The 22,303-nt window shown below is 60.4% G+C and carries 13 protein-coding genes; 4 read left to right on the top strand and 9 right to left on the bottom strand.

All coding sequences use genetic code 11. From position 1 onward, the window contains the following. Positions 1-7,839: 7,839 nt before the first annotated feature. From BN3544_RS01225 to BN3544_RS01215, 3 genes are read right to left on the bottom strand one after another with little or no spacing between them, the layout of a single operon-like run. A complete protein-coding gene (locus tag BN3544_RS01225; RefSeq protein WP_019429877.1) occupies positions 7,840-9,780 on the bottom strand; it encodes a CHASE2 domain-containing protein in 1,941 nt (646 codons plus the stop codon). 1 nt (position 9,781) lies between these two features. Continuing rightward, positions 9,782-11,062, bottom strand: a complete 1,281-nt coding sequence (locus tag BN3544_RS01220) for a FecR family protein (RefSeq protein WP_019429878.1) — start codon at positions 11,060-11,062, stop codon at positions 9,782-9,784. Continuing rightward, the gene (locus BN3544_RS01215; protein ID WP_036075064.1) at positions 11,059-11,787 is read right to left on the bottom strand and encodes a response regulator transcription factor; all 729 of its coding nucleotides are present in this window, start codon (positions 11,785-11,787) and stop codon (positions 11,059-11,061) included. Before BN3544_RS01215 ends, BN3544_RS01220 begins: the two co-directional genes overlap by 4 nt. Positions 11,788-12,100: 313 nt before the next feature. Here BN3544_RS01215 and ltnD point away from each other — a divergent pair, with 313 nt between their 5' ends. From ltnD to otnI, 4 genes are read left to right on the top strand one after another with little or no spacing between them, the layout of a single operon-like run. Next, complete coding sequence (gene ltnD, locus BN3544_RS01210; protein WP_026036631.1) at positions 12,101-13,012, top strand: L-threonate dehydrogenase; 912 nt, start codon at positions 12,101-12,103, stop codon at positions 13,010-13,012. Next, positions 13,009-14,301, top strand: coding sequence for a 3-oxo-tetronate kinase (otnK, locus tag BN3544_RS01205; protein WP_019429882.1), 1,293 nt, complete (start codon positions 13,009-13,011; stop codon positions 14,299-14,301). The genes ltnD and otnK overlap by 4 nt, the downstream gene beginning before the upstream one ends. After that, the gene (locus BN3544_RS01200; protein ID WP_019429883.1) at positions 14,298-14,963 is read left to right on the top strand and encodes a class II aldolase/adducin family protein; all 666 of its coding nucleotides are present in this window, start codon (positions 14,298-14,300) and stop codon (positions 14,961-14,963) included. Before otnK ends, BN3544_RS01200 begins: the two co-directional genes overlap by 4 nt. 57 nt (positions 14,964-15,020) lie before the next feature. After that, on the top strand, positions 15,021-15,854 hold the full coding sequence (gene otnI, locus BN3544_RS01195; RefSeq protein ID WP_019429884.1) for a 2-oxo-tetronate isomerase: 834 nt from the start codon (positions 15,021-15,023) through the stop codon (positions 15,852-15,854). Positions 15,855-15,907: 53 nt separating this feature from the next. Here the strand turns inward: otnI and BN3544_RS01190 are convergent, their stop codons facing one another. From BN3544_RS01190 to BN3544_RS01165, 6 genes are all read right to left on the bottom strand, one after another. Continuing rightward, positions 15,908-18,094 carry a xanthine dehydrogenase family protein molybdopterin-binding subunit gene (locus tag BN3544_RS01190; protein ID WP_019429885.1) on the bottom strand — a complete coding sequence of 729 codons (2,187 nt, stop codon included), beginning with the start codon at positions 18,092-18,094 and terminating at the stop codon, positions 15,908-15,910. Then, a complete protein-coding gene (locus tag BN3544_RS01185; protein WP_019429886.1) occupies positions 18,091-18,564 on the bottom strand; it encodes a (2Fe-2S)-binding protein in 474 nt (157 codons plus the stop codon). The genes BN3544_RS01190 and BN3544_RS01185 overlap by 4 nt, the downstream gene beginning before the upstream one ends. Positions 18,565-18,700: 136 nt before the next feature. Beyond that, complete coding sequence (locus BN3544_RS01180; protein ID WP_019429887.1) at positions 18,701-19,705, bottom strand: XdhC family protein; 1,005 nt, start codon at positions 19,703-19,705, stop codon at positions 18,701-18,703. A 50-nt stretch (positions 19,706-19,755) separates the two neighbouring features. Then, on the bottom strand, positions 19,756-20,895 hold the full coding sequence (locus BN3544_RS01175; protein WP_036075049.1) for a hypothetical protein: 1,140 nt from the start codon (positions 20,893-20,895) through the stop codon (positions 19,756-19,758). Continuing rightward, positions 20,888-21,586, bottom strand: coding sequence for a TIGR02466 family protein (locus tag BN3544_RS01170; protein WP_019429889.1), 699 nt, complete (start codon positions 21,584-21,586; stop codon positions 20,888-20,890). Before BN3544_RS01170 ends, BN3544_RS01175 begins: the two co-directional genes overlap by 8 nt. 35 nt (positions 21,587-21,621) lie before the next feature. Beyond that, entirely contained in the window at positions 21,622-22,302 is a 681-nt protein-coding gene (locus tag BN3544_RS01165; RefSeq protein WP_019429890.1) for a nucleotidyltransferase family protein, read from the bottom strand. Position 22,303 lies beyond the last annotated feature (1 nt).

The raw sequence follows: 22,303 nt of genomic DNA, 5'->3' as shown, positions 1-22,303 counted from the left end.
GCCACAGTTTGGATCGCGTTGGCAATCCGGGCCAACTCGTTGATCTCGGCGATCGTGTCCACGTCTGCAAACTGCTTGGCACCCACGATGTCGTTGAGCAAGGCCAGGTTGTCTGCGTCTGTCGCCGCTACACCAATGTCAGCACCGATGGCAGCGTATTGAGCTGGTGTCGGGTCAACGGTCGGGGTGGCATCTGTTGTGCCATCACCTGCTGTGTTGGCGGCGTCGTTGGCTTCGGCCAAGATCGCTTTGTACGCGTCCACAATCGCTTGCAGCTCTAAAGGGGTGTTCGCCTTGGCACCCGTCACTGCCGCGCTGGCCAGTGCGTCGTTGATCGCGCTGATGTTGCCGTTGGCACCATCGGTCACGCCCGTCACGCCTGCGGCGGTGTAGTTGGCCAAGACAGGCACGGTGCCTGTCGGTGTAGCAAGGCCCTGGGTGTTGGCTTCGGCGAACACGCCCAGGTTGGCTGCAGCGGTATTCAAACCATTCACCAGCGTTTGCAATTCAAGCAGGCTGTCGGTTTCGCCGCCGCCGTTGTCTTTGCCGGCAATGGCCGCCAGCACGGCGTCCAAGTTCTCGGGGGTCACGTTGGCCAGGCCAATCTTGCCCAAGTCTGCCGGGCTAAGCGCTGGGCTTGCTGTGCCGCCTGCGGCCACAGTTTNGCTGTCGGTTTCGCCGCCGCCGTTGTCTTTGCCGGCAATGGCCGCCAGCACGGCGTCCAAGTTCTCGGGGGTCACGTTGGCCAGGCCAATCTTGCCCAAGTCTGCCGGGCTAAGCGCTGGGCTTGCTGTGCCGCCTGCGGCCACAGTTTGGATCGCGTTGGCAATCCGGGCCAACTCGTTGATCTCGGCGATCGTGTCCACGTCTGCAAACTGCTTGGCACCCACGATGTCGTTGAGCAAGGCCAGRTTKTCTGCGTCTGTCGCCGCTGCACCAATGTCAGCACCGATGGCAGCGTATTGCGCAGGTGTCGGGTCAACGGTCGGGGTGACATCTGTTGTGCCATCACCTGCTGTGTTGTCGGCGTCGTTGGCTTCGGCCAAGATCGCTTTGTACGCGTCCACGATGGTTTGCACTTTGGCTGGCGTATCGGCTTTGCTGCCGTCAATGCTGGTCGTGTTGAGTGCACTGTTGATGGCGGCCACGTTGTCCGCATTAACCCCTATCACGCCAACGAGGTCGTACAAAGTGACGCTGGGACTGTTGTCTGTGGCAGTGTTGTTTTGGGCAGCGTCACGGATGTCATTCATGGCGGTTTGCACCGTGGCCGTGACACTGTCCAAGATGCTTTGCAATTCGCCCAAGCTGTCGGTTTCGCCGCCACCGTTGTCTTTGCCGGCAATGGCCGCCAGCACAGCAGCCAGGTTATCAGTTGTCACCTTGCTGGTGTCGAGTCCGATCTTCGCCAAGTCTTCGACCGTAAGCGCTGGGCTTGCTGTGCCGCCTGCGGCCACAGTTTGGATCGCGTTGGCAATCCGGGCCAACTCGTTGATCTCGGCGATCGTGTCCACGTCTGCAAACTGCTTGGACAATCGCTTGCAGCTCTGCAGGGGTGTCCGCCTTGGCACCCGTCACTGCCGCGCTGGCCAGTGCGTCGTTGATCGCGCTGATGTTGCCGTTGGCACCATCGGTCACGCCCGTCACACCTGCGGCGGTGTAGTTGGCCAAGACAGGCACCGTGCCTGTCGTTGTGGAAAGGCCTTGGCTGTTGGCTTCGGCGAAGGCACCCAAGTTGGCCGCTGCGCTGTTCAAGCCGTTGATCAGGGCTTGCAGCTCAGACAAGCTGTCTGTCTGCCCGCCTGCGTTGTCTTTGGCGTTGATGGCCGCCAACACGGCGTCGATGTTGTCTGCCGTCACATCGGCCAGGCCAATCTTGACCAGATCAGCCGGGGTGAGCGCGGGGCTTGCGGTGACGCCTGCGGCCACGGTTTGGATCGCGTTGGCAATGCGGGCCAACTCGTTGATCTCGGCGATCGTGTCCACGTCTGCAAACTGCTTGGCACCCACGATGTCGTTGAGCAAAGCCAGGTTTTCTGCATCTGTGGCCGCATCGCCAATGTTTGCACCGATGGCCGCGTATTGCGCCGCTGTCGGGTCCACGTTCGGTGTGGCGTCTGCCACGGTGTCGCCAGCAGTATCGGCCGCATCGTTGGCTTCGGCCAAGATCGCTTTGTACGCGTCCACAATCGCTTGCAGCTCTGCCGGGGTGTTCGCTTTGGTACCCGTCACTGCCGCGCTGGCCAGTGCGTCGTTGATCGCGGAGATGTTGCCGTTGGCACCGTCGCTTACGCCCGTCACGCCTGCTGCCGTGTAGTTGGCCAAGACAGGCACCGTGCCTGTCGGTGTGGCGATGCCTTGGGTGTTGGCTTCGGCGAATACACCCAAGTTGGCTGCAGCGGTGTTCAAGCCGTTGATCAGCGTTTGCAGTTCACCCAAGCTGTCTGTCTGGCCACCTGCGTTGTCTTTGCCGGCAATGGCCGCCAAAACGGCGTCGATATTGTCTGCGGTGACATCGGCCAGGCCAATCTTGCCCAGATCAGCCGGGGTCAGCGCTGGGCTTGGTGTGCCGCCTGCGGCCACACTTTGGATGGCGTTGGCGATGCGCGCCAACTCGTTGATCTCTTCCACACGATCCACACCCGTGGTTTGCTGTCCGCCAATGATGTCGTTGAGCAAAGCCAGGTTTTCTGCAACTGTCGCCGCTGCACCAATGTCTGCACCAATGGCCGCGTATTGCGCCGCTGTCGGGTCCACGTTCGGTGTGGCGTCTGCCACGGTGTCGCCTGCTGTATCGGCCGCGTCGTTGGCTTCGGCCAAGATCGCTTTGTACGCGTCCACAATCGCTTGCAGCTCTGCCGGGGTGTTCGCTTTGGCACCCGTCACTGCCACGCTGGCCAGTGCGTCGTTGATCGCGCTGATGTTGCCGTTGGCACCGTCGCTCACGCCCGTCACGCCTGCTGCCGTGTAGTTGGCCAAGACAGGCACCGTGCCTGTCGGTGTGGCGATGCCATGGGTGTTGGCTTCGGCGAATACACCCAAGTTGGCTGCAGCGGTGTTCAAGCCGTTGATCAGCGTTTGCAGTTCACCCAAGCTGTCTGTCTGGCCACCTGCGTTGTCTTTGCCGGCAATGGCCGCCAAAACGGCATCGATATTGTCTGCGGTGACATCGGCCAGGCCAATCTTGGCCAGATCAGCCGGGGTCAGCGCGGGGCTTGGTGTGCCGCCTGCGGCCACCGTTTGGATGGCGTTGGCGATGCGCGCCAAGTCATTGATTTCAGCAACAGTGTCCACGTCTGCAAACTGCTTGCCGCCCACGATGTCGTTGAGCAAAGCCAGGTTTTCTGCAACTGTCGCCGCATCGCCAATGTTTGCACCAATGGCCGCATATTGCGCCGCTGTCGGGTCCACAGTAGGAGTGGCATCGGCAGTGCCGTCACCAGCAGTATCGGCNTGCTTGCCGCCCACGATGTCGTTGAGCAAAGCCAGGTTTTCTGCAACTGTCGCCGCATCGCCAATGTTTGCACCAATGGCCGCATATTGCGCCGCTGTCGGGTCCACAGTAGGAGTGGCATCGGCAGTGCCGTCACCAGCAGTATCGGCCGCGTCGTTGGCTTCGGCCAAGATCGCTTTGTACGCATCCACAATCGCTTGCACTTTGGCAGCGCTGTTGGCACCGTCACGATCGTTGGCGTTGCCCAATGTGGTGTCACTGCCCTTTTGGTTATTGATTGCGTCGTTGATGGCGTTCAGGTTGGCACCTGCAATGCCACTGGTCACGTCGCTCACACCGGCATTCAAATAATCTTGTGCGGTCGGTGCTGTGATGCCGTTTTCGGCGTATTTTGCGATTTTTTCAATGGCAGTAGCGTAGTTGGTCGCCGTCGCATCCACAATGGCTTGCACTTTGCCTGCAATGCCACTGGTCACGTCGCTCACACCGGCATTCAAATAATCTTGTGCGGTCGGTGCTGTGATGCCGTTTTCGGCGTATTTTGCGATTTTTTCAATGGCAGTAGCGTAGTTGGTCGCCGTCGCATCCACAATGGCTTGCACTTTGACCAAGGTGTCGGTATCGCCGCCACCGTCGGCCTTGCCCGTAATCGCGGCCATCAATGCGGGCAATGTATCGGCAGTCAAGTTGCTGGTGTTGATGCCGATCTTGGCCAGGTCATCCACTGTCAGCGCGGGATTGGGTGTGCCCCCTGCTGCAACAGCCTGAATGGCGTTGACGATGCGGGCCAAGTTGTTGAGTTCAGACACAGTGTCCACACCCGTCGTCTGCTGTGCACCCACGATGTCGTTGAGCAAAGCCAGGTTTTCTGCATCTGTCGCCGCAGCGCCAATGTCTGCACCAATAGCCGCGTATTGCGCCGCTGTCGGGTCTGCCGAGGTTGTATCTGCAGTGCCATCGCCTGCTGTGTCGGCGGTGTCGTTGGCTTCGGCCAAGATGACCTTGTACGCGTCCACAATCGCTTGCACTTTGGCCGCGGTGTCTGCACCAGCGCGGTCATTGGCGTTGCCCAATATCGTGTCACTGCCCTTTTGGTTGTTAATCGCGTCGACGATGGCCGCAAGGTTGCCAGTTGTGGTCCCCGTGACACCTTTGATGCCTGCGTCCACAAAGTCTTGCAGCACAGGCACGACTGTGCCTGTTTCAGCGTAGTCCGCAATCTTGTTAATGGCCGTGTTGTAGTTGTTCTCCGCTGTGTTGAGAATGCCCTGGAGCTTAATCAAATTGTCGGTAGCGCTACCGCTATCGTCTTTCGCAGCAATGGCAGCCAACACAGCCGGCAAGCTGTCACTGGTCAGACCTGTGGTGTCAAGTCCGATTTGAGTCAAATCGGCCAACGACAGCGCGGGGCTTGGTGTGCCGCCTGCGGCCACCGTTTGGATGGCGTTGGCGATGCGCGCCAAGTCATTGATTTCAGCAACAGTGTCCACATCGCCTGCTTGCTTGCCGCCCACGATGTCGTTGAGCAAAGCCAGGTTTTCTGCAACTGTCGCCGCATCGCCAATGTTTGCACCAATGGCCGCATATTGCGCCGCTGTCGGGTCCACAGTAGGAGTGGCATCGGCAGTGCCGTCACCAGCAGTATCGGCNCTGCAATGCCACTGGTCACGTCGCTCACACCGGCATTCAAATAATCTTGTGCGGTCGGTGCTGTGATGCCGTTTTCGGCGTATTTTGCGATTTTTTCAATGGCAGTAGCGTAGTTGGTCGCCGTCGCATCCACAATGGCTTGCACTTTGCCCAAGGTGTCGGTATCGCCGCCACCGTCGGCCTTGCCCGTAATCGCGGCCATCAATGCGGGCAATGTATCGGCAGTCAAGTTGCTGGTGTTGATGCCGATCTTGGCCAGGTCATCCACGGTCAGCGCGGGATTGGGTGTGCCCCCTCCTGCTGCAACAGCCTGAATGGCGTTGACGATGCGGGCCAAGTTGTTGAGTTCAGACACAGTGTCCACACCCGTCGTCTGCTGTGCACCCACGATGTCGTTGAGCAAAGCCAGGTTTTCTGCGTCTGTGGCCGCTGCACCAATGTCTGCACCAATGGCCGCGTATTGCGCCGCTGTCGGGTCCACGTTCGGTGTGGCATCTGCCACGGTGTCGCCTGCTGTATCGGCCGCGTCGTTGGCTTCGGCCAAGATCGCTTTGTACGCGTCCACAATCGCTTGCACTTTGGCCTGCGTATCGGCTTTACTGCCGTCAATGCTGGTCGAATTGAGCGCACTGTTGATGGCGGCAACGTTGTCCGCATTCACGCCGAGCACACCAATCAGGTTGTACAAGGTGACGCTGGGGCTGTTGTCGGTGGCAGTGTTGCTTTGGGCCGCATTACGGATGCCGTCCATGGCACCTTGCACCGTGGTCGTGACGCTGTCCAAGACGCTTTGCAACTCACCCAGGCTGTCGGTTTCGCCGCCGCCGTTGTCTTTGCCTGCAATGGCCGCCAAGATGGCGCCCAAGTTGTCCGTGGTCACATGGCTAATGTCCAGGCCAATCTTGCCCAGATCAGCAGCGGTCAGCGCGGGGCTTGGTGTGCCGCCTGCGGCCACCGTTTGGATGGCGTTGGCGATGCGGGCCAAGTTTTCAATCTCGGCGATCGTGTCCACGTCAGCAAATTGCACACTGCCCACGATGTCGTTGAGCAAGGCCAGGTTGTCTGCGTCTGTGGCCGCGGCTCCAATGTTGGCACCGATGGTGGCGTATTGTTCCTTTGTCGGGTCAATTGCGGGGGTGGCGTCTGCCACGGTGTCGCCTGCTGTGTTGGTCGTGTCGTTGGCTTCGGCCAGGATCACTTTGTACGCGTCCACAATCGCTTGCAACTTAGCTGGGGTGTCCGCTTTGATGCCCGTCACTGCCGCGCTGGCCAGTGCGTCGTTGATCGCCTTGATGTTGCCGTTGGTCGCTTCGGTCGTATCTGTAGCGGTATCTGTAGCGGTATCTGTAGCGGTAGCGGTAGCGCTTGGCAGAATGCTTGCCGCCATAGGGCTCGCCTGACCGTTAATGAGTCTGCCATCGGTCACGCCCTTTACGCCTGCGGCGGTGTAGTTGGCCAAGACAGGCACCGTGCCTGTCGGTGTGGCGATGCCTTGGGTGTTGGCTTCGGCGAAGGCACCCAGGTAGGCTGCAGCCGTGTTCAAACCATTGACCAGGGCTTGCACTTCAGGGGCCGTATCGGCACCCAATAGACCTTGCGCCAGCACCTGCGCGTTGACCGCTACCAGGTTGTCGGCGGTGACGCCAGTGATGCCAGCAGCGGCGTAATCGGCAGGCGTCAAAGCGGCAGGCGTGGTGCCGTTGCCGTTGTTGTAGGCCTCGATCTTGGCCAGCGCTGCGTTGGCAGCTGTGACCGACGCTTGCACTTCACCCACGGTGTTGGCTCCGCCCTCGACTTGCTTGAGCACCTGTGCGTTGACAGCCGCGATGTTGTCGGTCGTAACCCCGGTGATGCCTGCAGCCGTGTAGTCGGCGAGCGTCAAGGCAGCCGGAGTCGTGCCGTTGCCGTTGTTGTAGGCCTCGATCTTGGCCAGCGCCGCGTTGGCGTCTGCGACCAACGCTTGCACTTTAATTTGAGAGTCTGCACCGCCTGCAACCTGCTTGAGCACTTGTGCGTTGACCGCTGCGACGTTGTCAGGCGAAACACCGGTGATGCCAGCGGCGGCGTAGTCGGCAGGCGTCAAAGCGGCAGGCGTGGTGCCGTTGCCGTTGTTGTAGGCCTCGATCTTTTCGAACAAGTTAGTTGCCGCGGGCGGCGTTGTTGGGCCCCCGCCACCGCCGCCTGCAGCGAGGCCGAGACCTGCGGCCGCAGCACCAATCACCGCAGGACTAAAGCCACTTGCGGCAACCCCGATCAATGCGCTGCCCACTGCTGGCTGCGCCGGCATTGCCAAAACGACCACACCATCATCAAGGGTCTGCAACTGACTTCCCTGATCAAAGACCCACTCATTGCCGGTCAAGACGATGTCTTTTTGATCAAAAAAATCACTCAGCTCAACAATTTGCTCTGTGCCATCCTCGGTTTCGACGACTAAGTTTTTACCCGATTTAACCAGTTTGAGCTTGTGTGAGTCGACGACCTGGCCACCGTTCAAGGTCACACCATCGACAAGCAAGGTGATTTTTTGTCCGGGTTGAACAATGTGCTTCGCCGCTGCTTGCCCCGCCTTGTGTTCGGCTACAGCCAAACGGGTGACATTTTGAGAGTCTGCGGAAATGATTTGGATTTGCATGGCTTAAGGGTGATTAAAATTTGTTCTATCAACTTTAGCTAATAAAAAGTAAACAAACTGTTAAGAATTGTTATTCGATAATTTTAACACTGTGCATTGTTTAAGTTTTCAAATTCACAACAAATGTGGTCTCGCCTGGCTTGCTGACCACCGTCACAGTTCCGCCGTGTTTATGAACTGTGGTATTAACAAAATACAAACCCAAGCCAACCCCCACGCCAACGCCTGTCTGCAAACTGGCGGGCCTGGGCTCCAAACGGCTGAAACGTTTGAACAGCCGTTCGATGTCTTGCGGGGCGATACCCGGGCCTTGGTCTGTGACGCAAATGTGGACCTGCCCGTATCCAAGCTTGGCGCTCAATCGGACAAGCCCTGCTGGCGGCGAGAACTTGAGGGCGTTGCTCAGCAAATTGGCCATCGCACGGGACAAGGTGTCGACGTTGCCTTGAATCCAAACTGGCTCATCGGGCAGGTCAAGCACCAACGTCAATCCCCCGGCCATCGCCAAGGGGTAGATGTCATCGGCCACCTCGTGCAGCAGGGCCATCACATTCAGCTCGGAAAAGCTGTCGGGCCGCAACATTTGAGCGCGCGAGGTTTGCAAGAAATCTTCTGTCCAGGCCAAGGCCCGCACCATTTGCTTGTGGGTGGGGTGGTGTTCACCCAGCTCACTTTTGATTTGGGCTGCGGCACTGGCCAGCGGCACGCGGATGTCATGCGAGACAAAGGCCAAGGTTTCGCGTTGGGTTTGATCCCAATGCTGCAACAGGGCCGTGGCCGCTCGGACTTGGTCAATGCGGCGCTGAAATGGGTCTGCATCAGGATGCAGCGTTTGGGCATCTGTGCCAAGCGCGGTCTGGCCTGCAGTGCCCAGCTCTTGTTGCAAACGGCTCAATTCTGAGTCGAGAAACTGACTGGCCGATTCAAGCTTGCGCCAGGACCAGATGGGATAAGCGCACAACAGCCCGAGCAGCCCGGCAGACATGGGCACCCAAACACACCACCACACCGGCAAGGCCATGGCCGCAGCCAGCACCAGCACGGCAAAAGCGATGGTGGCCACCAGCCCAGTGCGAGTGCGGCTGTAAGGCAGCCACAGCATGGGCAGCAAGGCCAAAGTGCAGGCCAGCAGAGTGCTGAGCCAAAAAGGGGCACGGGTGATCAGCGTTTGCGACCGAATGGAGACCATGGCGTTGGTCAAAAACTCCACGCCCGGCATGGGTTGCCTTAAACCCGAGACCGGCGTGGGCAGGCTGTCGGCCATGCCGGAAGCGGTGGAGCCCACCAGCACCAGCTTGTCCCGAAAGGTGTCGGGCCTGAACTCGCCGCGCAGCACTTGCAGATAGGACAGGCTGTGCAAGTGGCGCTGGGCAGTTGAAAAGTTGATGTACCGCTGATCGTGCTTGGTCAACATGGCCACTCCACGGCTCGGGACTTGGGGTGCGCGGCGGGAAAACGGGCCGGGCAGCTGTCCGGCCACGGTGAGCATGGCTTGCGCAAAATGCGGCCAGACCGGCTGGTCCAAGCCCTCCCACAGGGTGATGCTCCGGGCGATGGTGTCGGCATCCAGTTCGGCATGTACGCGGCCCAAAGCGGCAGCATGCTTGACCAGCGAAGACAACGGCAATGTTTCGACCAACTGCCCATTGCTGCGGACTTTTTCGATGACCACGGGTAAAACCACATTGCCAGCCCGCGCCATGGCGTCGGCCAACAAGCGGTCTGCCGCCAAGTCTTCTTTTTGGGGTTCACTGAACATCACGTCAAACCCGATGGCCTTGGCACCATCGGCATGCAAGCGATCGATCAACTGAGCGTGCATGCGCCTTGACCATGGCCAGCGGCCCAAACTGGACAGGCTTTGCTCGTCAATGGTGACCAACACCACATCGGTTGGAATGTCGCGATCGGTGTTTTGCTGCGCAGCGTCGTAAATGACATTGTCGATGCGCGATAAAGCGCCCGTGATGCACAGCACCACAGTGATGCACACCAGCCATAAACCCGTGAAGGTGCGGTCAGTCAGCGGGGGCCATTTCACATCAATAGATCCAGATCCACAGGTGATATGGATGATCTTGTGCAGGCAGCTGGGGCAAAGACAGCACCACGCCGGCATTGGCTTGGTACCAAACAGGTTGGCGGCCCTCTGCATCCCGGGTGACTTGCACCAGATAGCGCTGCCCTGAGGGCAAAGGCCCCAAATTGATCGTCATAGAACCCTTGCTCACATAGTGAGAGGCCAGTTGAATGACGGCACCTTGCAGTTTGCGGGGAATGTCCACTTCGAAGGGGTGCAACACGGTTTTGCTCGGCATGCCCTTGTCGTCGAGGGTCCAGGCGCGCAAGTAATAGTGGCCATCGGCCAGGCCGCCAGCATCAAAAAAGGGACTGTCGGCCTGGTGCGTCAAAACCAATTGGGCCATTTGCGGGTCGCGGCCCACTTGCATGACCCAACCCTTGACTTCGGTTTGCGCCCCCCATTTGAAAGCCATCGGGAAATCGACAAAGCGGGACGCGGGGCTTTGAAAGACGGGCGCAGGTTTGATGACTTCGGGGGCGATGGGGTTTTCTCCGAGCTTGACGGCACTGCCAAAACCCTCTTGCACCAAAACATGACCCTGGGTCGTTTGCAAGGCAACTTGCCCTTCAAGGGTTTGTTGAAGTGTTCGGCCACCTTGTGCATCCACCACAAATTGGGTGCCCCTCACCGAGGCCACCGCAGCAGGGGTGATGATCTCGAATTTTTGGCCTTGTCGGCCTTGCGGGTTGGCATGCACCTCGACACGGCCCCCTTGCAAACGCAATTGGGTATCGGCCATATAGCCGCCAGCGTAAGCACTGAGGGCATCCATCGCCACGGACGATTGGGGTTGCATGACCAGTTCGGAGGCATCGGCAAATTGCAGTCGGGCACTGCTGTTGATGCCTACCTTGATTTGTTGACCGGTTTGCACAGCCTCACCCTCTTGGGCCTGCCGCCAACCACCTTTGAGATCTTGAATCTGCACATCACCCGAAATGGCCGTCAATTTGGCCTGCGCCTGCTTGACTGCCAACCAGCTCAAAGGCATGCGCAACTGTTCGCCGACCCTGATAACGCCGTCATTGGACAGCCGGTTGTATCGAGCCAACTCTTGCCAGGTGAGCGAGGGTTTGAGATATCGAAGCGCCAAGTTGGACACGGTGTCTTGTGGCCTGACGGTGTAACGCCAATCGACGGTGGTGCTGGTCTGCGCAGGCGCGCTGAAGGCAAGCAAACAGCCTGCCAAAGCGAAGCAAGCCATGAACAGTGGGCCCTGAAACAGGCGAAGCGATGTCATTTTGATGGGCCCTCCAAAAACTCAAGTCGATAGCCGCGTTGGTAAATAGATGTGAGCTTCCAGCCGTTGGCGGCATTCAAGGCCAATTTGCGGCGCAGATGGCTGATGTGCACATCCAGGCGGCGCGTATCGATGGCCACGTCTTCAATGCCCAGCAGTCCGTAAAGATGTTGCCGGCTCACGACGCGGCCACGCTGCATAAAAAGATCAAATGCAAGAGTGGCCTCTGTTCCGGTCAAGGCCACAGGTGCACCGTTGAGCAAGATCACTTTGTTGTGGTAATCAATAACCAGACGCCCGATTTCCTCTCTTTGCACAACGGTATCTCGCGGCCTGATACGCCTCAGCAAGGCTTGAATGCGTGCATGCAAAACAGCGATCATCGGCGGCTTGATGATGTAGTCATCAGCCCCGGCCATGAGGACTTGCGTCACGTCTTCCTCGGCATCGTTGCCCGTCATGAAAATCACGGGCGGCATGCGGTTGATATTTTTCAAGCGCGCCATGACTTCGGTGCCCGCCATGTCCGGCAGATGCCAGTCAAACAAACACACATCATGGTCGTGATTGACCAGATGGCTGAGGCACTCTTGCCCGGTCGCAAAGTGCGTCACGGTGTAGTGCCGCGCTTTAAGCTCTCGGCAAATGTCGGCCGCAAAAACTGGATCGTCCTCTAAGAAGGCAATCTTGACCGCTGTATCGGGAGAGAAAGTGTAGGAGGACATGGCCTTTGTGAGTTGCAAGATCAGTGCGTGGGCACCGGTGGCAAAAGCAGATGCGCTGTTGTCGTGATCAGGTCTTTTGGGAACAATTGTTACAAGTCAATTCCGCGAATTATTTAATTTATCAATAAGTATAAATTAACAATTAAATAAGCAAAAAATCAATTTTCAAAACCCAGAATTCTTGAAAATTTTTTGCGTGAGATGAAGCCTGCCAGACCGCATTACGCCAAGGGCTGCCACCCGGGTTAACACCCGATACCTGAGGAAAGTAAAAATTTGTATGATGACCTGTTGAATTTACGGGTGAACAGAGATGACAACAGTCGGATTGATTGGCTTAGGGGCGATGGGCTCGGGCATGGCGGCTTCGCTGCGCCGGGCTGGGCACAGCGTGCAGGTGTTTGATGTGCGGCGCGAGGTGGCTGAAGCTTTTACCCACGCCGGGGGCACGGCGCACGACACGCTGGCCTCGTTGGGCGCGGCGTGCGACGTGATCGTCTCGGTGGTGGTCAATGCGGCGCAGACCGAAAGCGTGCTGTTTGGCGACACCACAGGGCCGACGCCCACGCCCGGATGTGCCGCCAGCATGAAGCCCGGCAGCGTGTTTGTGATGTGTTCCACCGTCGACCCCAACTGGTCGGTGAGCCTGGAAGCCCGGCTGGAAGCCATGGGCCTGCGCTATGTGGATGCCCCGATTTCGGGTGGCGCGGCCAAAGCCGCCAGTGGCCAGATGACCATGATGACGTCAGGCAAGCCCGAAGCGTATGCGCTGGCCGAGCCGTTTTTGAACGCCATGGCCGCCAAGGTCTACAAGCTGGGCGACAGCGCGGGCGCGGGCAGCAAGGTCAAGATCATCAACCAGCTGCTGGCGGGCGTGCACATCGCAGCGGCCGCAGAAGCCATGGCCTTGGGCCTGCGCGAAGGGGTGGACGCGGCAGCGCTGTACGAAGTCATCACGAACAGCGCGGGCAACAGCTGGATGTTTGAAAACCGCATGGCCCATGTGCTGGCCGCCGACTACACACCGCTCTCTGCCGTGGACATTTTTGTGAAAGATCTGGGCATCGTGCTCGACATGGCACGGGCCAGCAAGTTCCCGCTGCCGCTGTCGAGCACCGCGCACCAAATGTTCATGCAAGCCAGCACAGCCGGCTTTGCCAAGGAAGACGACAGTGCCGTCATCAAAATATTCCCAGGCATCGAATTGCCCAAGGGGACGGCATGAGCGCGTTGAAGCAGGGCCATCTACCGGACCTGAAACTCGGTTGCATTGCCGATGACTTCACCGGCGCGACCGATCTGGCCAACAACTTGGTGCGCTCGGGCATGCGGGTGGTGCAGACCATCGGCGTGCCCACATCGCCACTGGCCGCTGGCGTGGACGCGGTGGTGGTAGCCCTCAAGTCGCGCACCCTGCCCGCAGCCGAGGCCATTGCACAATCGCTTGAAGCATTGCGGTGGCTGCAAGCGCAGGGGGCGCAGCAAATCTATTTCAAATACTGCTCGACCTTTGACAGCACGCCCGAGGGCAACATCGGCCCGGTGACCGAGGCCTTGATGGACGCGCTGCACACCGACTTCACCATCGCGACCCCGGCCTTTCCAGACAATGGCCGTACCGTGTTCAAAGGCTACCTGTTCGCGGGCCATGTTTTGCTCAACGAATCGGGCATGCAAAACCACCCGCTCACCCCCATGACAGACCCCAATCTGGTACGCGTCATGCAAGCGCAAACCCGGCGTAAGGTGGGTTTGATCGACTACAAAACCGTGGCGCAGGGCGAGGCGGCCATCCACGAACGCATCGCCGCGCTGCGCGCTGAAGGTGTGGGCGTGGCGGTGGTGGACGCCACCAGCAACGACGATCTGCACCGCCTCGGGCCCGCATTGAAGGGCATGCCTTTGCTCACCGCAGGCTCGGGCGTGGCCATCGGCCTGCCCGCCAACTTTGGCCTGCAGCCCTCGGCGCAAGCGAGCCAGTTGCCAGCAGCCAAAGGCTTGCAAGCGGTGGTCTCGGGCAGCTGCTCGGTGGCCACCAACGCACAAGTGGCGCACTTCAAGGCCAACGGTCAGCCCGCCCTGGCGATTCACCCCGGCAGCCTCATGCACGGCCAAAGCAATGCGGTGGTGCAACAGGTGCTGGCCTGGGCCGCGCCCTTGTTGAAGGATGGACCGTTGCTGGTGTATTCGACCGCCGAGCCCGAAGCCGTCAAAGCCGCGCAGGCGCAGTTGGGCGTGGCCGAGGCGGGCGCTTTGGTGGAGCACGCGCTCGCCGCTGTGGCGCGTGGCCTGGTCGATTTGGGCGTGCAACAACTGGTGGTGGCGGGCGGCGAAACCTCGGGCGCTTGTGTGCAGGCGTTGGGCATTGCACAGCTGCAAATCGGCCCGCAGATCGACCCGGGTGTGCCCTGGTGCCATGCGCCCAGCCCAAATGGGGGCGTGCACATCACCCTCAAGTCGGGCAACTTTGGCAGCGAAGACTTCTTCACCAACGCCTTTAAAGTGCTGGCATGAACACAACCGAATCCCAAGCCCGCGAAGAAATCTGTCGCGTGGGCCGCAGCTTGTTTGAACGCGGCTATGTGCACGCCACGGCGGGCAACATCAGCGTGCGACTGGATGACGGCTTTCTCATCACGCCCACCGACGCGTGTCTGGGTTTTCTGGACCCGGCCCGCCTGGCCAAACTCGACCTGCAAGGTCAACAAATCAGCGGCGACAAAGGCAGCAAAACCATCGCCTTGCACCGCCAGATTTACGCCGCCGCCTGTGAACACGACACCCACACACGCTGCGTGATCCACACCCACAGCACACATTGCGTGGCACTGAGCCTGAACGCGCACGGCCCTGAGCTGCTGCCCGCCATCACACCCTACTTTGTGATGAAGGTCGGCCATGTGCCGCTGGTGCGCTACCACCGCCCCGGCAGCACGGACGCGGCGCAGGAAGTGGCCGCACTGATCCGCCAGTATGCGGCCCGCGGCACGCCCATCCGCGCCGTGATGCTGCCGCGACTGGGGCCCAATGTGTGGCACGACACGCCCGGCGCAGCCATGGCCACGCTCGAAGAACTGGAAGAAACCGCCCGGCTCATGCAATTACAAGCCAACACGCCCCCACTGCAAGCCAGCGATCTGGACGATCTGCGGCAAACATTTGGCGCACGCTGGTAAACCTGAAGGCGCGGCCCCCTCGCCACGGTCCGCCTGTTGACACCCCGAAAGAAACCCATGCCCCGCTTTGCCGCCAACCTGTCAATGATGTACCCCGATTTGCCGTTTTTGGACCGCTTTGAGGCTGCGGCCAAAGACGGTTTTAAGGCGGTGGAATATTTGTTTCCCTATGCCTATTCTGCGCAAGAGCTGGCCGCCCGTTTGCAGGGCAACGGCTTGCAACAGGTGTTGTTCAACACCCCGTCCGGCGGCACCGACAGCGCCAGTTTCACCCAAGCCTGGGAAACAGGCAGCCGGGGCACGGCCAGCGTGCCCGGTCGCGAAGGTGAATTTCGCACCGGTTTCGCGCAAGCCCTGATTTATGCCGAGGCGCTGAACTGCCCCCGCATCCATGCCATGGTGGGCCTGCGGGCCGAAAGTGCAGATGCCAAAACCGCAGACGCAACGCTGGTGGCCAACTTGACATGGGCCGCCGCCGAAGCCGCCAAGGCCGGGCGTGATGTGTTAATCGAGCCCATCAACACGCGCAGTGTGCCGGGCTTTCACCTCAACCGGCAAGACCACGCGCACCGCATCGTGCAAGCCGTGGGCGCGGCGAATGTGAAAGTGCAACTGGACCTGTTCCACTGCCAAATCGTGGAAGGCGATTTGAGTTCAAAAATAGCGCAGTACCTGCCCACGGGCCATGTAGGGCATTTTCAGATTGCCGAAGTTCCGCACCGCCACGAGCCGGGCACAGGCGAAGTGAACTGGCCGCACATCTTCCAGACCATCGACAAGGTGGCCGCTGAATGCGGCTGGGACGGCTGGATCGGTTGCGAATACAACCCGGCCGATGTCAGCGTGGGCGGTACCTCGCGGGGCCTAGGCTGGGCTCGGCCTTACCTGTAAACCACCGCGCCCCTGCTTGGCAACACGCACTTGGGGCCGCAAACCCCAGCAAGTCACACCATTGGCAAAGGCAAAGCGCGCAAACGCTTGCCGTTGAGCGACGCGATCGCATTGGCAATGGCCGGCGCCAAAGGGGGCAGAACCACTTCGCCAATACCGCCGGGGTGGTTGTCGGTGGGCATCACCTTCACCAACACTTCGGGTGCTTCGTTGGCACGCAGCACCTGGTAAGCGTTCAAATTGGTTTGCTGGGGTTCACCGGCCCTGAAGTCCATGCGCTCGTGCAGCGCAGCCGACAAGCCAAAGATCACCGAGCCTTCGATTTGCGCCTGCACATTTTGCGGCTGTAGAGCGTGGCCGCAGTCCACAGCGGCCCAGACTTTGTGCACCTTGGGGCGGCCTTTTTCGATAGAAACCTGCACGACCATGCCGCAATAGGTGTTCCATGCATCGGAAAATGCCAATCCCAGTGCGTGTCCATTGGGCAACTTGGCTTTGCCCCATTGCGCCATGTCGGCAACCGACTGGAGCACGGCCTGGCCACGCGGATTTTTCTTGAGTAAGTCCATGCGGTAAGCCAGCGGATCGGCTTTCACGCCACGCGCCACTTCGTCGATCAGGGTTTCGATGGCGAACTTGGTATAGCCCGGACCTACCGCACGCCAAAAGCCGGCGTGGATGCCACGGTCTTCGAGCATGAATTGCACGCTGTGATCGGCAATGTCGTAAGTGATTTCGGTGCCCTCCATCACGGGCGCATCTTTGCCGCCCGAGGCTTTGAAAGCCGGTGGCACCACGCGGGCATACACGCCCTCGGACACCACGCGATGCAACAAACCGACGATCTTGCCCTGCGCATCCACACCGGCCACCAAATGCTGCCCGGTCATAGGGCGGTACTTGTCATGCACCATGTCGTCTTCGCGGGTCCAGATCACCTGGATAGGGGTGCCCGGCATGGCCTTGGCCACCAAAGCCGCATCCGCCGAATAATCGGCCTCAACGCGACGTCCAAAACCACCGCCCATCAAGGTGATGTTGACGGTGATGTTTTCAGGCTTGAAGCCCGCAGCACCCGCCACCGTACCGGTGACAAACGAGGCCGATTGGGCCGGGGCCCAGAGTTCGATCTTGTCGCCATCCACACGCGCGGTGCAGTTCATCGGCTCCAGGCAAATGTGGCTGACCATCTCGCTGGTGTAAGTGGCGCTGAAGGTGCGCGTGGCCCCAGCCAGCTGCTTAGCCGCATCACCGTGGTCAATGAAGGCCACGCCTTTGTCATACAAATCCTCAGCGCGCTTGGCGTACTCCACGCGCATTTGATCGGTGTATTGAACTCGGGCCTTGGATTTTTGGCTCCAGACGACCTTGAGTTTGTCGCGCGCCATTTTGGCGGTGTAAAACGAATCGGCGACCACGGCCACGCCATAAGGCAGGCGCACCACGTTCTTAACCCCCGCTACAGCACGGGCAGCGGTGTCGTCCACGCTCTCAGGCGTTTCGCCCTGCACCGGGGCACGCAGCACCGAGGCCCAAAGCATGCCGGGCAAACGCTGGTCAATGCCGTACAGCGCCTGGCCGCTGGATTTGGCGGGCACGTCCACACGGGGGATGACCTTGCCAATCAGGCGAAACTGCGCCATTGGCTTGAGCATGCTTTTGTCGACCTTGGGCAACTCGGCCGGGGCCACCGCCACTTTGGCGATCTCTGCATACGTCATGGCGCGGCCACCACTGTGAATCACGCGGCTGGCCTCGGTGCGCAGCTCGGCAGCGGGTACGCCCATGGCCTGAGCCGCCGCGTTCACCAGCACCAAACGCGCTTGTGCACCCGCCAGACGCAGCGGCTCGTAATAGCCTTGCACCGTGCGCGATGCGCCCGTGGTCATGCCACCACCAAAGCGGGGGTTGCCAAAACGCTTGGGGTCGCTGGGCGACTGCACCACGCGCACCTGGCTCCAGTCCAAGTCCATTTCTTCGGCCAGCAACAAGGGCATCGCGGTCATGGTGCCCTGGCCCATTTCTGCGCCGGGAGACATCAAGGTCACCACGCCATCCAGACCCATGTTGATCCAGTGGTTGGGGCCAAAGCCGGCTGCAACCGGGGTTTGGGCGAGCGCCAATTCAGATTGCGTCAGGCCAAAAGACAGCCCCAAAGCCAGGCCGCCCGAGCCAAGCATGAAAGAGCGACGCGAGACGCTGCCGTGCGTAGGCACAGGTGTGGTGTTCAACGGGTTCATGCCTTGCCTCCTTTGAGGGTTTTTTGGGCGTGCGAGACGGCGGCGGCAATCTGGTTGTAAGTGCCGCAGCGGCAAATATTGCCGCTCATGGCCTCCAAGATTTCGGTGCGGCTCAGGTCTTTTTTGACCACGCTGATCACCTTGGCCGCCGTCATGAGCTGACCCGACTGGCAATACCCGCATTGCGGCGCTTGGGCCTTGACCCAAGCCGCTTGCAAAGCTTGACCGGTGGGCGTCTTCATCAGGCCCTCCACGGTGGTGATGTTTTTGCCGTCCACCGCCGACACGGGCAGTGAGCAAGAGCGCACTGGCTCACCATTCAAATGCACCGTGCAGGCGCCGCACTGCGCAATGCCACAGCCAAACTTGGTGCCCGTGAGGTTGAGTTTTTCGCGGATGACCCACAGCAAAGGGGTCTCCGGCGTGGCATCGACCGACACGGCCTCGCCATTGACTTTGAATCGCACCATGTTCTCTCCTGTTGGTCACCGAACTGCCAAGGGGCTGTGCCCCTCCCAAACTGCACACGGTGTGCATTCACAAGCCGTGCTCGAAAATTCAAGGCCTGAGCTCAACGTTTGACGCTAGAGCCGCCTTTCGAAAGGCTTATGGGCTCAGCCCGCACACCGTCTTGGAGCCTTCCCAGCTGCTGAGCGCTTGGCTCAAATCCGTGCCTCGGCGCAAGGCCGTCATTTCGGCCACGATGCTCATGGCGATTTCGGGCGGGGTCAGGGCACCGAGGTTCAGGCCCACCGGGCCGTGAAGTTTCGCGGCTTCGGCTTGCGACACCTCAAAGTCGAGCAAGCGCTTGCGGCGCTGCGCATTGTTGTGCTTTGAGCCCAAAGCACCCACATAAAAAGCGGGTGTGCGCAGCGCTTCCATGAGTGCCAGATCGTCCAGTTTGGGGTCGTGCGTCACAGCCACCACGGCGCTGTTGTGGTCCAGGCGCATGGCCAGCACCAGGTCGTCGGGCATCTGGGTAGACAAGGTCACCCCGGCCATCGCGTCCCAGCCTTCGTGGTATTCCACACGCGGCTCGCAGACCGTGACCTGGTAGTCCAGCATGACGGCCATGCTGGCCAGATAACGCGAAAGCTGCCCGCCGCCAATGACCAGCAAGCGCAAGCGCGGGCCGTGTACCGTGGTCAGGCTTTGACCGTCAAATTGCAACTTGTCGCCCTCGGTGGCTGCACCCATGCGCACCAGCCCAGTGGCCATGTCCAAACGCCGCTCGACCCGCTGGTGTTGCTCGATCAGCACCAGCAATTCACGCAGTTGTGACTGAGAAGACAAAGGCTCGAGCACCACCTGCACCGAACCGCCACAGGGCAGGCCAAAGCGGCGAACTTCTTCGGCCGTCTGGCCGTAGGTCGTGATCTCAGGCATGCGCAGGGCCAACTCGCCAGCGGCCACGCGGCGAATCAGGTCGTCTTCGATGCAGCCGCCCGAGACCGATCCGGCCACTTGCCCATCGCCCCGGATGATCATGAGCGAGCCCGGTGGACGCGGGGCCGAACCCCAAGTGCGCACCACCGTCCCCATGACCACACGGTGCCCCCGGCTTTGCCAATCCAAGGCGGTTCGGATCACGTCGATGTCAATGCTGTTCATGGTGTTTTGTCTCCGTTAGGGGTATCAACTTACAGGCCGATCAAAAATCATCAAGGGCTGAACCAGGCCGGTTGCAGTGCCGGTCTGCGCCACCACAAAAACAAGGCTTGCAGCGCCGCCAATCCGCCCAGCAACGCCATGGCCATTTGCATGGCCGCAGGGCCGTATGTCGGGCCGAAACTACCCACCCACAGCAGCAAACCCGGCCCCAACAACAAGGCCGTAGTGCGGGCCAACCAAGGCGGCAACTGACTCAAGGCACCCTTGCCGTCGCGGGGACGGGCGCAGTGCACAGCCCAAGCCAGCGAGGGCAGCAGCATGGCCAACACGCCATGCACAGCACTTTGGCCCAACAGCATCAGGGCCCCCAAGGCCAGCAAAACCAAGCTCACGCAAAATCCCAGATGCGCACGTTTTTCATGCCATGCCGGTGACTGCTGGCCTGCTGGTGTCTTCCAGCGCCATGTCCAAGCGACCAGCGTGGGCGCACCTGCCATCAAGGCCAAGTGCCACACCACCATGGTCTCTGTGCGCCAACCCAGGCCCGCGCACCAGACATTGCCCAGCCACAAACTGCCCATCATCAAACCCATGGCCGAGGGCGTCAGCAAAACAGCCCAGCCAACGCGTGGGCCCAAACAGGCCGACATCGGCTGCACAGTGCAGCGGTCACGCGCATGCAACATCGCAGCAGCCAGGGCCAACAAGAGGCTCACACCCCATGGCATGTCTGACTCGCCACCCGACAAGCGCCAGGCCAGCCCCACCAGGCAACCTGCCAACACGGGATGCCAAGCCAACAGGCCCATCTGAAAAGTGCTGACACGGCTGCGCGTCTCCACCAAGCCGCTCCATGCGCCCCACAGCAACGCCACCAGCAACAAACCCCCATGGGCCATGTCCCCAGCAGCCAGCATGCTGGGCAGCCACACACCGCAGGCCGTGAGCAGGCCGCAAACGCCCATGCGCACAGCACCGGCTTGCAGCGCCCACGCACTGCCCCGACACATCAATCGGGCCGCCCACCACAGCACCACAGCCAGCACCCCGCTGGCCACGGACCAGCCCAGCCGCATGCCTTGCTCGCCCAACCAGAGCCACCCCAACAGCATCACGGCCCATTGCGCGACCTCGCCCGCATGGGCCAGCGCATCAGGCTGGACCTCTGAGGCGTTTGGCCGCTCAGACATGGGCATACCCATGCAATTGATCCGAACCACCGGCCGCGTGCACGCTGACGTTGAAGGACACAATCACCCGGTCTGCTGTGCCGTGGTACGGCATGGCCTGGTGCGGCAACCAGGATGGAAACACCACCAACTGACCGGGCAGGGGATCGATGTCGAGGTGGGCGTTTTGCAAATACGCGTTGCCAAAGTCCATGGCCGCACCGCCCAAGTGGTTGAAGTGCGGACCATAAAAACGTGTCACGCCATTGGCCGCACCCAACACCGGGTGCATGCGGCGTTGCTGAGGTGGATCCACCTGCAGGCAATACACACCAGACCACGAGCAGTTGCCGTGCGTGTGCACATCGTGGTGGCTGCCCTGACTGGAGATTTGAAACCAGATGCCTCGCACGGCAATCTGAAAGCCCGGCTTGGCTTCGGGCCACGCGCCTTGGTTGGCCAGCACCACGGTCTGGCGCACGCTGTCGACCATGAAGCGCACCAGCTGCTCCCACTCGGACAGACGAATGCGCTGCAGCAAATCATCGCGACTGGCATAAAAAGCCTTGGGTTCACCCGCTGTGGACGCATCGGTGGCGCGCATGGTTTGAAACACGCGCACCAGCACTTCATTGACCGCATCGGCTTGTTCAAAGCGGTGCACGCCCACGGGCGTGTGCCAGAACTGGTGAAGGGGATCGGGCTGAATCATGGTCAACTCAAGGGCAACGATGAAGGCAAAACGCCTCAGGCCGTGACGGGAAAATCTGCCGGCCACTTCAGCCGGTGCCCGGTGCGCTGGGCCAGCGCCTCGATGTCTTCGAGTGTGTCCACATCGGTTCGGTAACGGCTGTTGGTGCTCACCCAAGCATGCACTTGCTCGGGGTTGGCCGACTGCCACTGGCGGCAACCCACATGGGCATCGCCCGCCAAAATTTGATCACGCACCTCGGTGCTGAACATGACCGGGTTGCCGGGTAAACCATCGACAGTGGGCTGCACCACCTGCGCACCCGCAGGGCGTTTTTTGTAAGCCCCGATCAGGTCGTTGATGTCCTGCGAGTTGATCAGGGGCTGGTCGGCCAGCGCCACCAGCACCGCGTCGAGTTTGGGCGACAGCGCTTGCAAGCCCAGCCGCAAGGACGAAATTTGGCCGGCATCCGGATCGGGGTTGCGCACCAACGTCACCGGGAATTCCTTGACCGCTTCTTCGATGCGGTCGGCGTAGTGGCCCAGCACCACCACCACTTCGTCAACACCGGCTCCCGACAGCGCAATCAACTGGCGACGGATCAGGGGCACGCCCCCCAGCTCCAGCAGGCTTTTGGGTCGGTGCCCCATGCGCGAGCCCGAACCTGCGGCCAACAGCACAGCCCCCACCGTCACACGGCTGTAAAGCCCGCCACCGCCTTTGAGAATACAACCCATG

The organism is Limnohabitans sp. Rim47 (assembly GCF_001517545.1).
Lineage (GTDB): Bacteria > Pseudomonadota > Gammaproteobacteria > Burkholderiales > Burkholderiaceae_C > Limnohabitans_A.
This window is presented reverse-complemented; position numbering and strand designations above follow the sequence as displayed.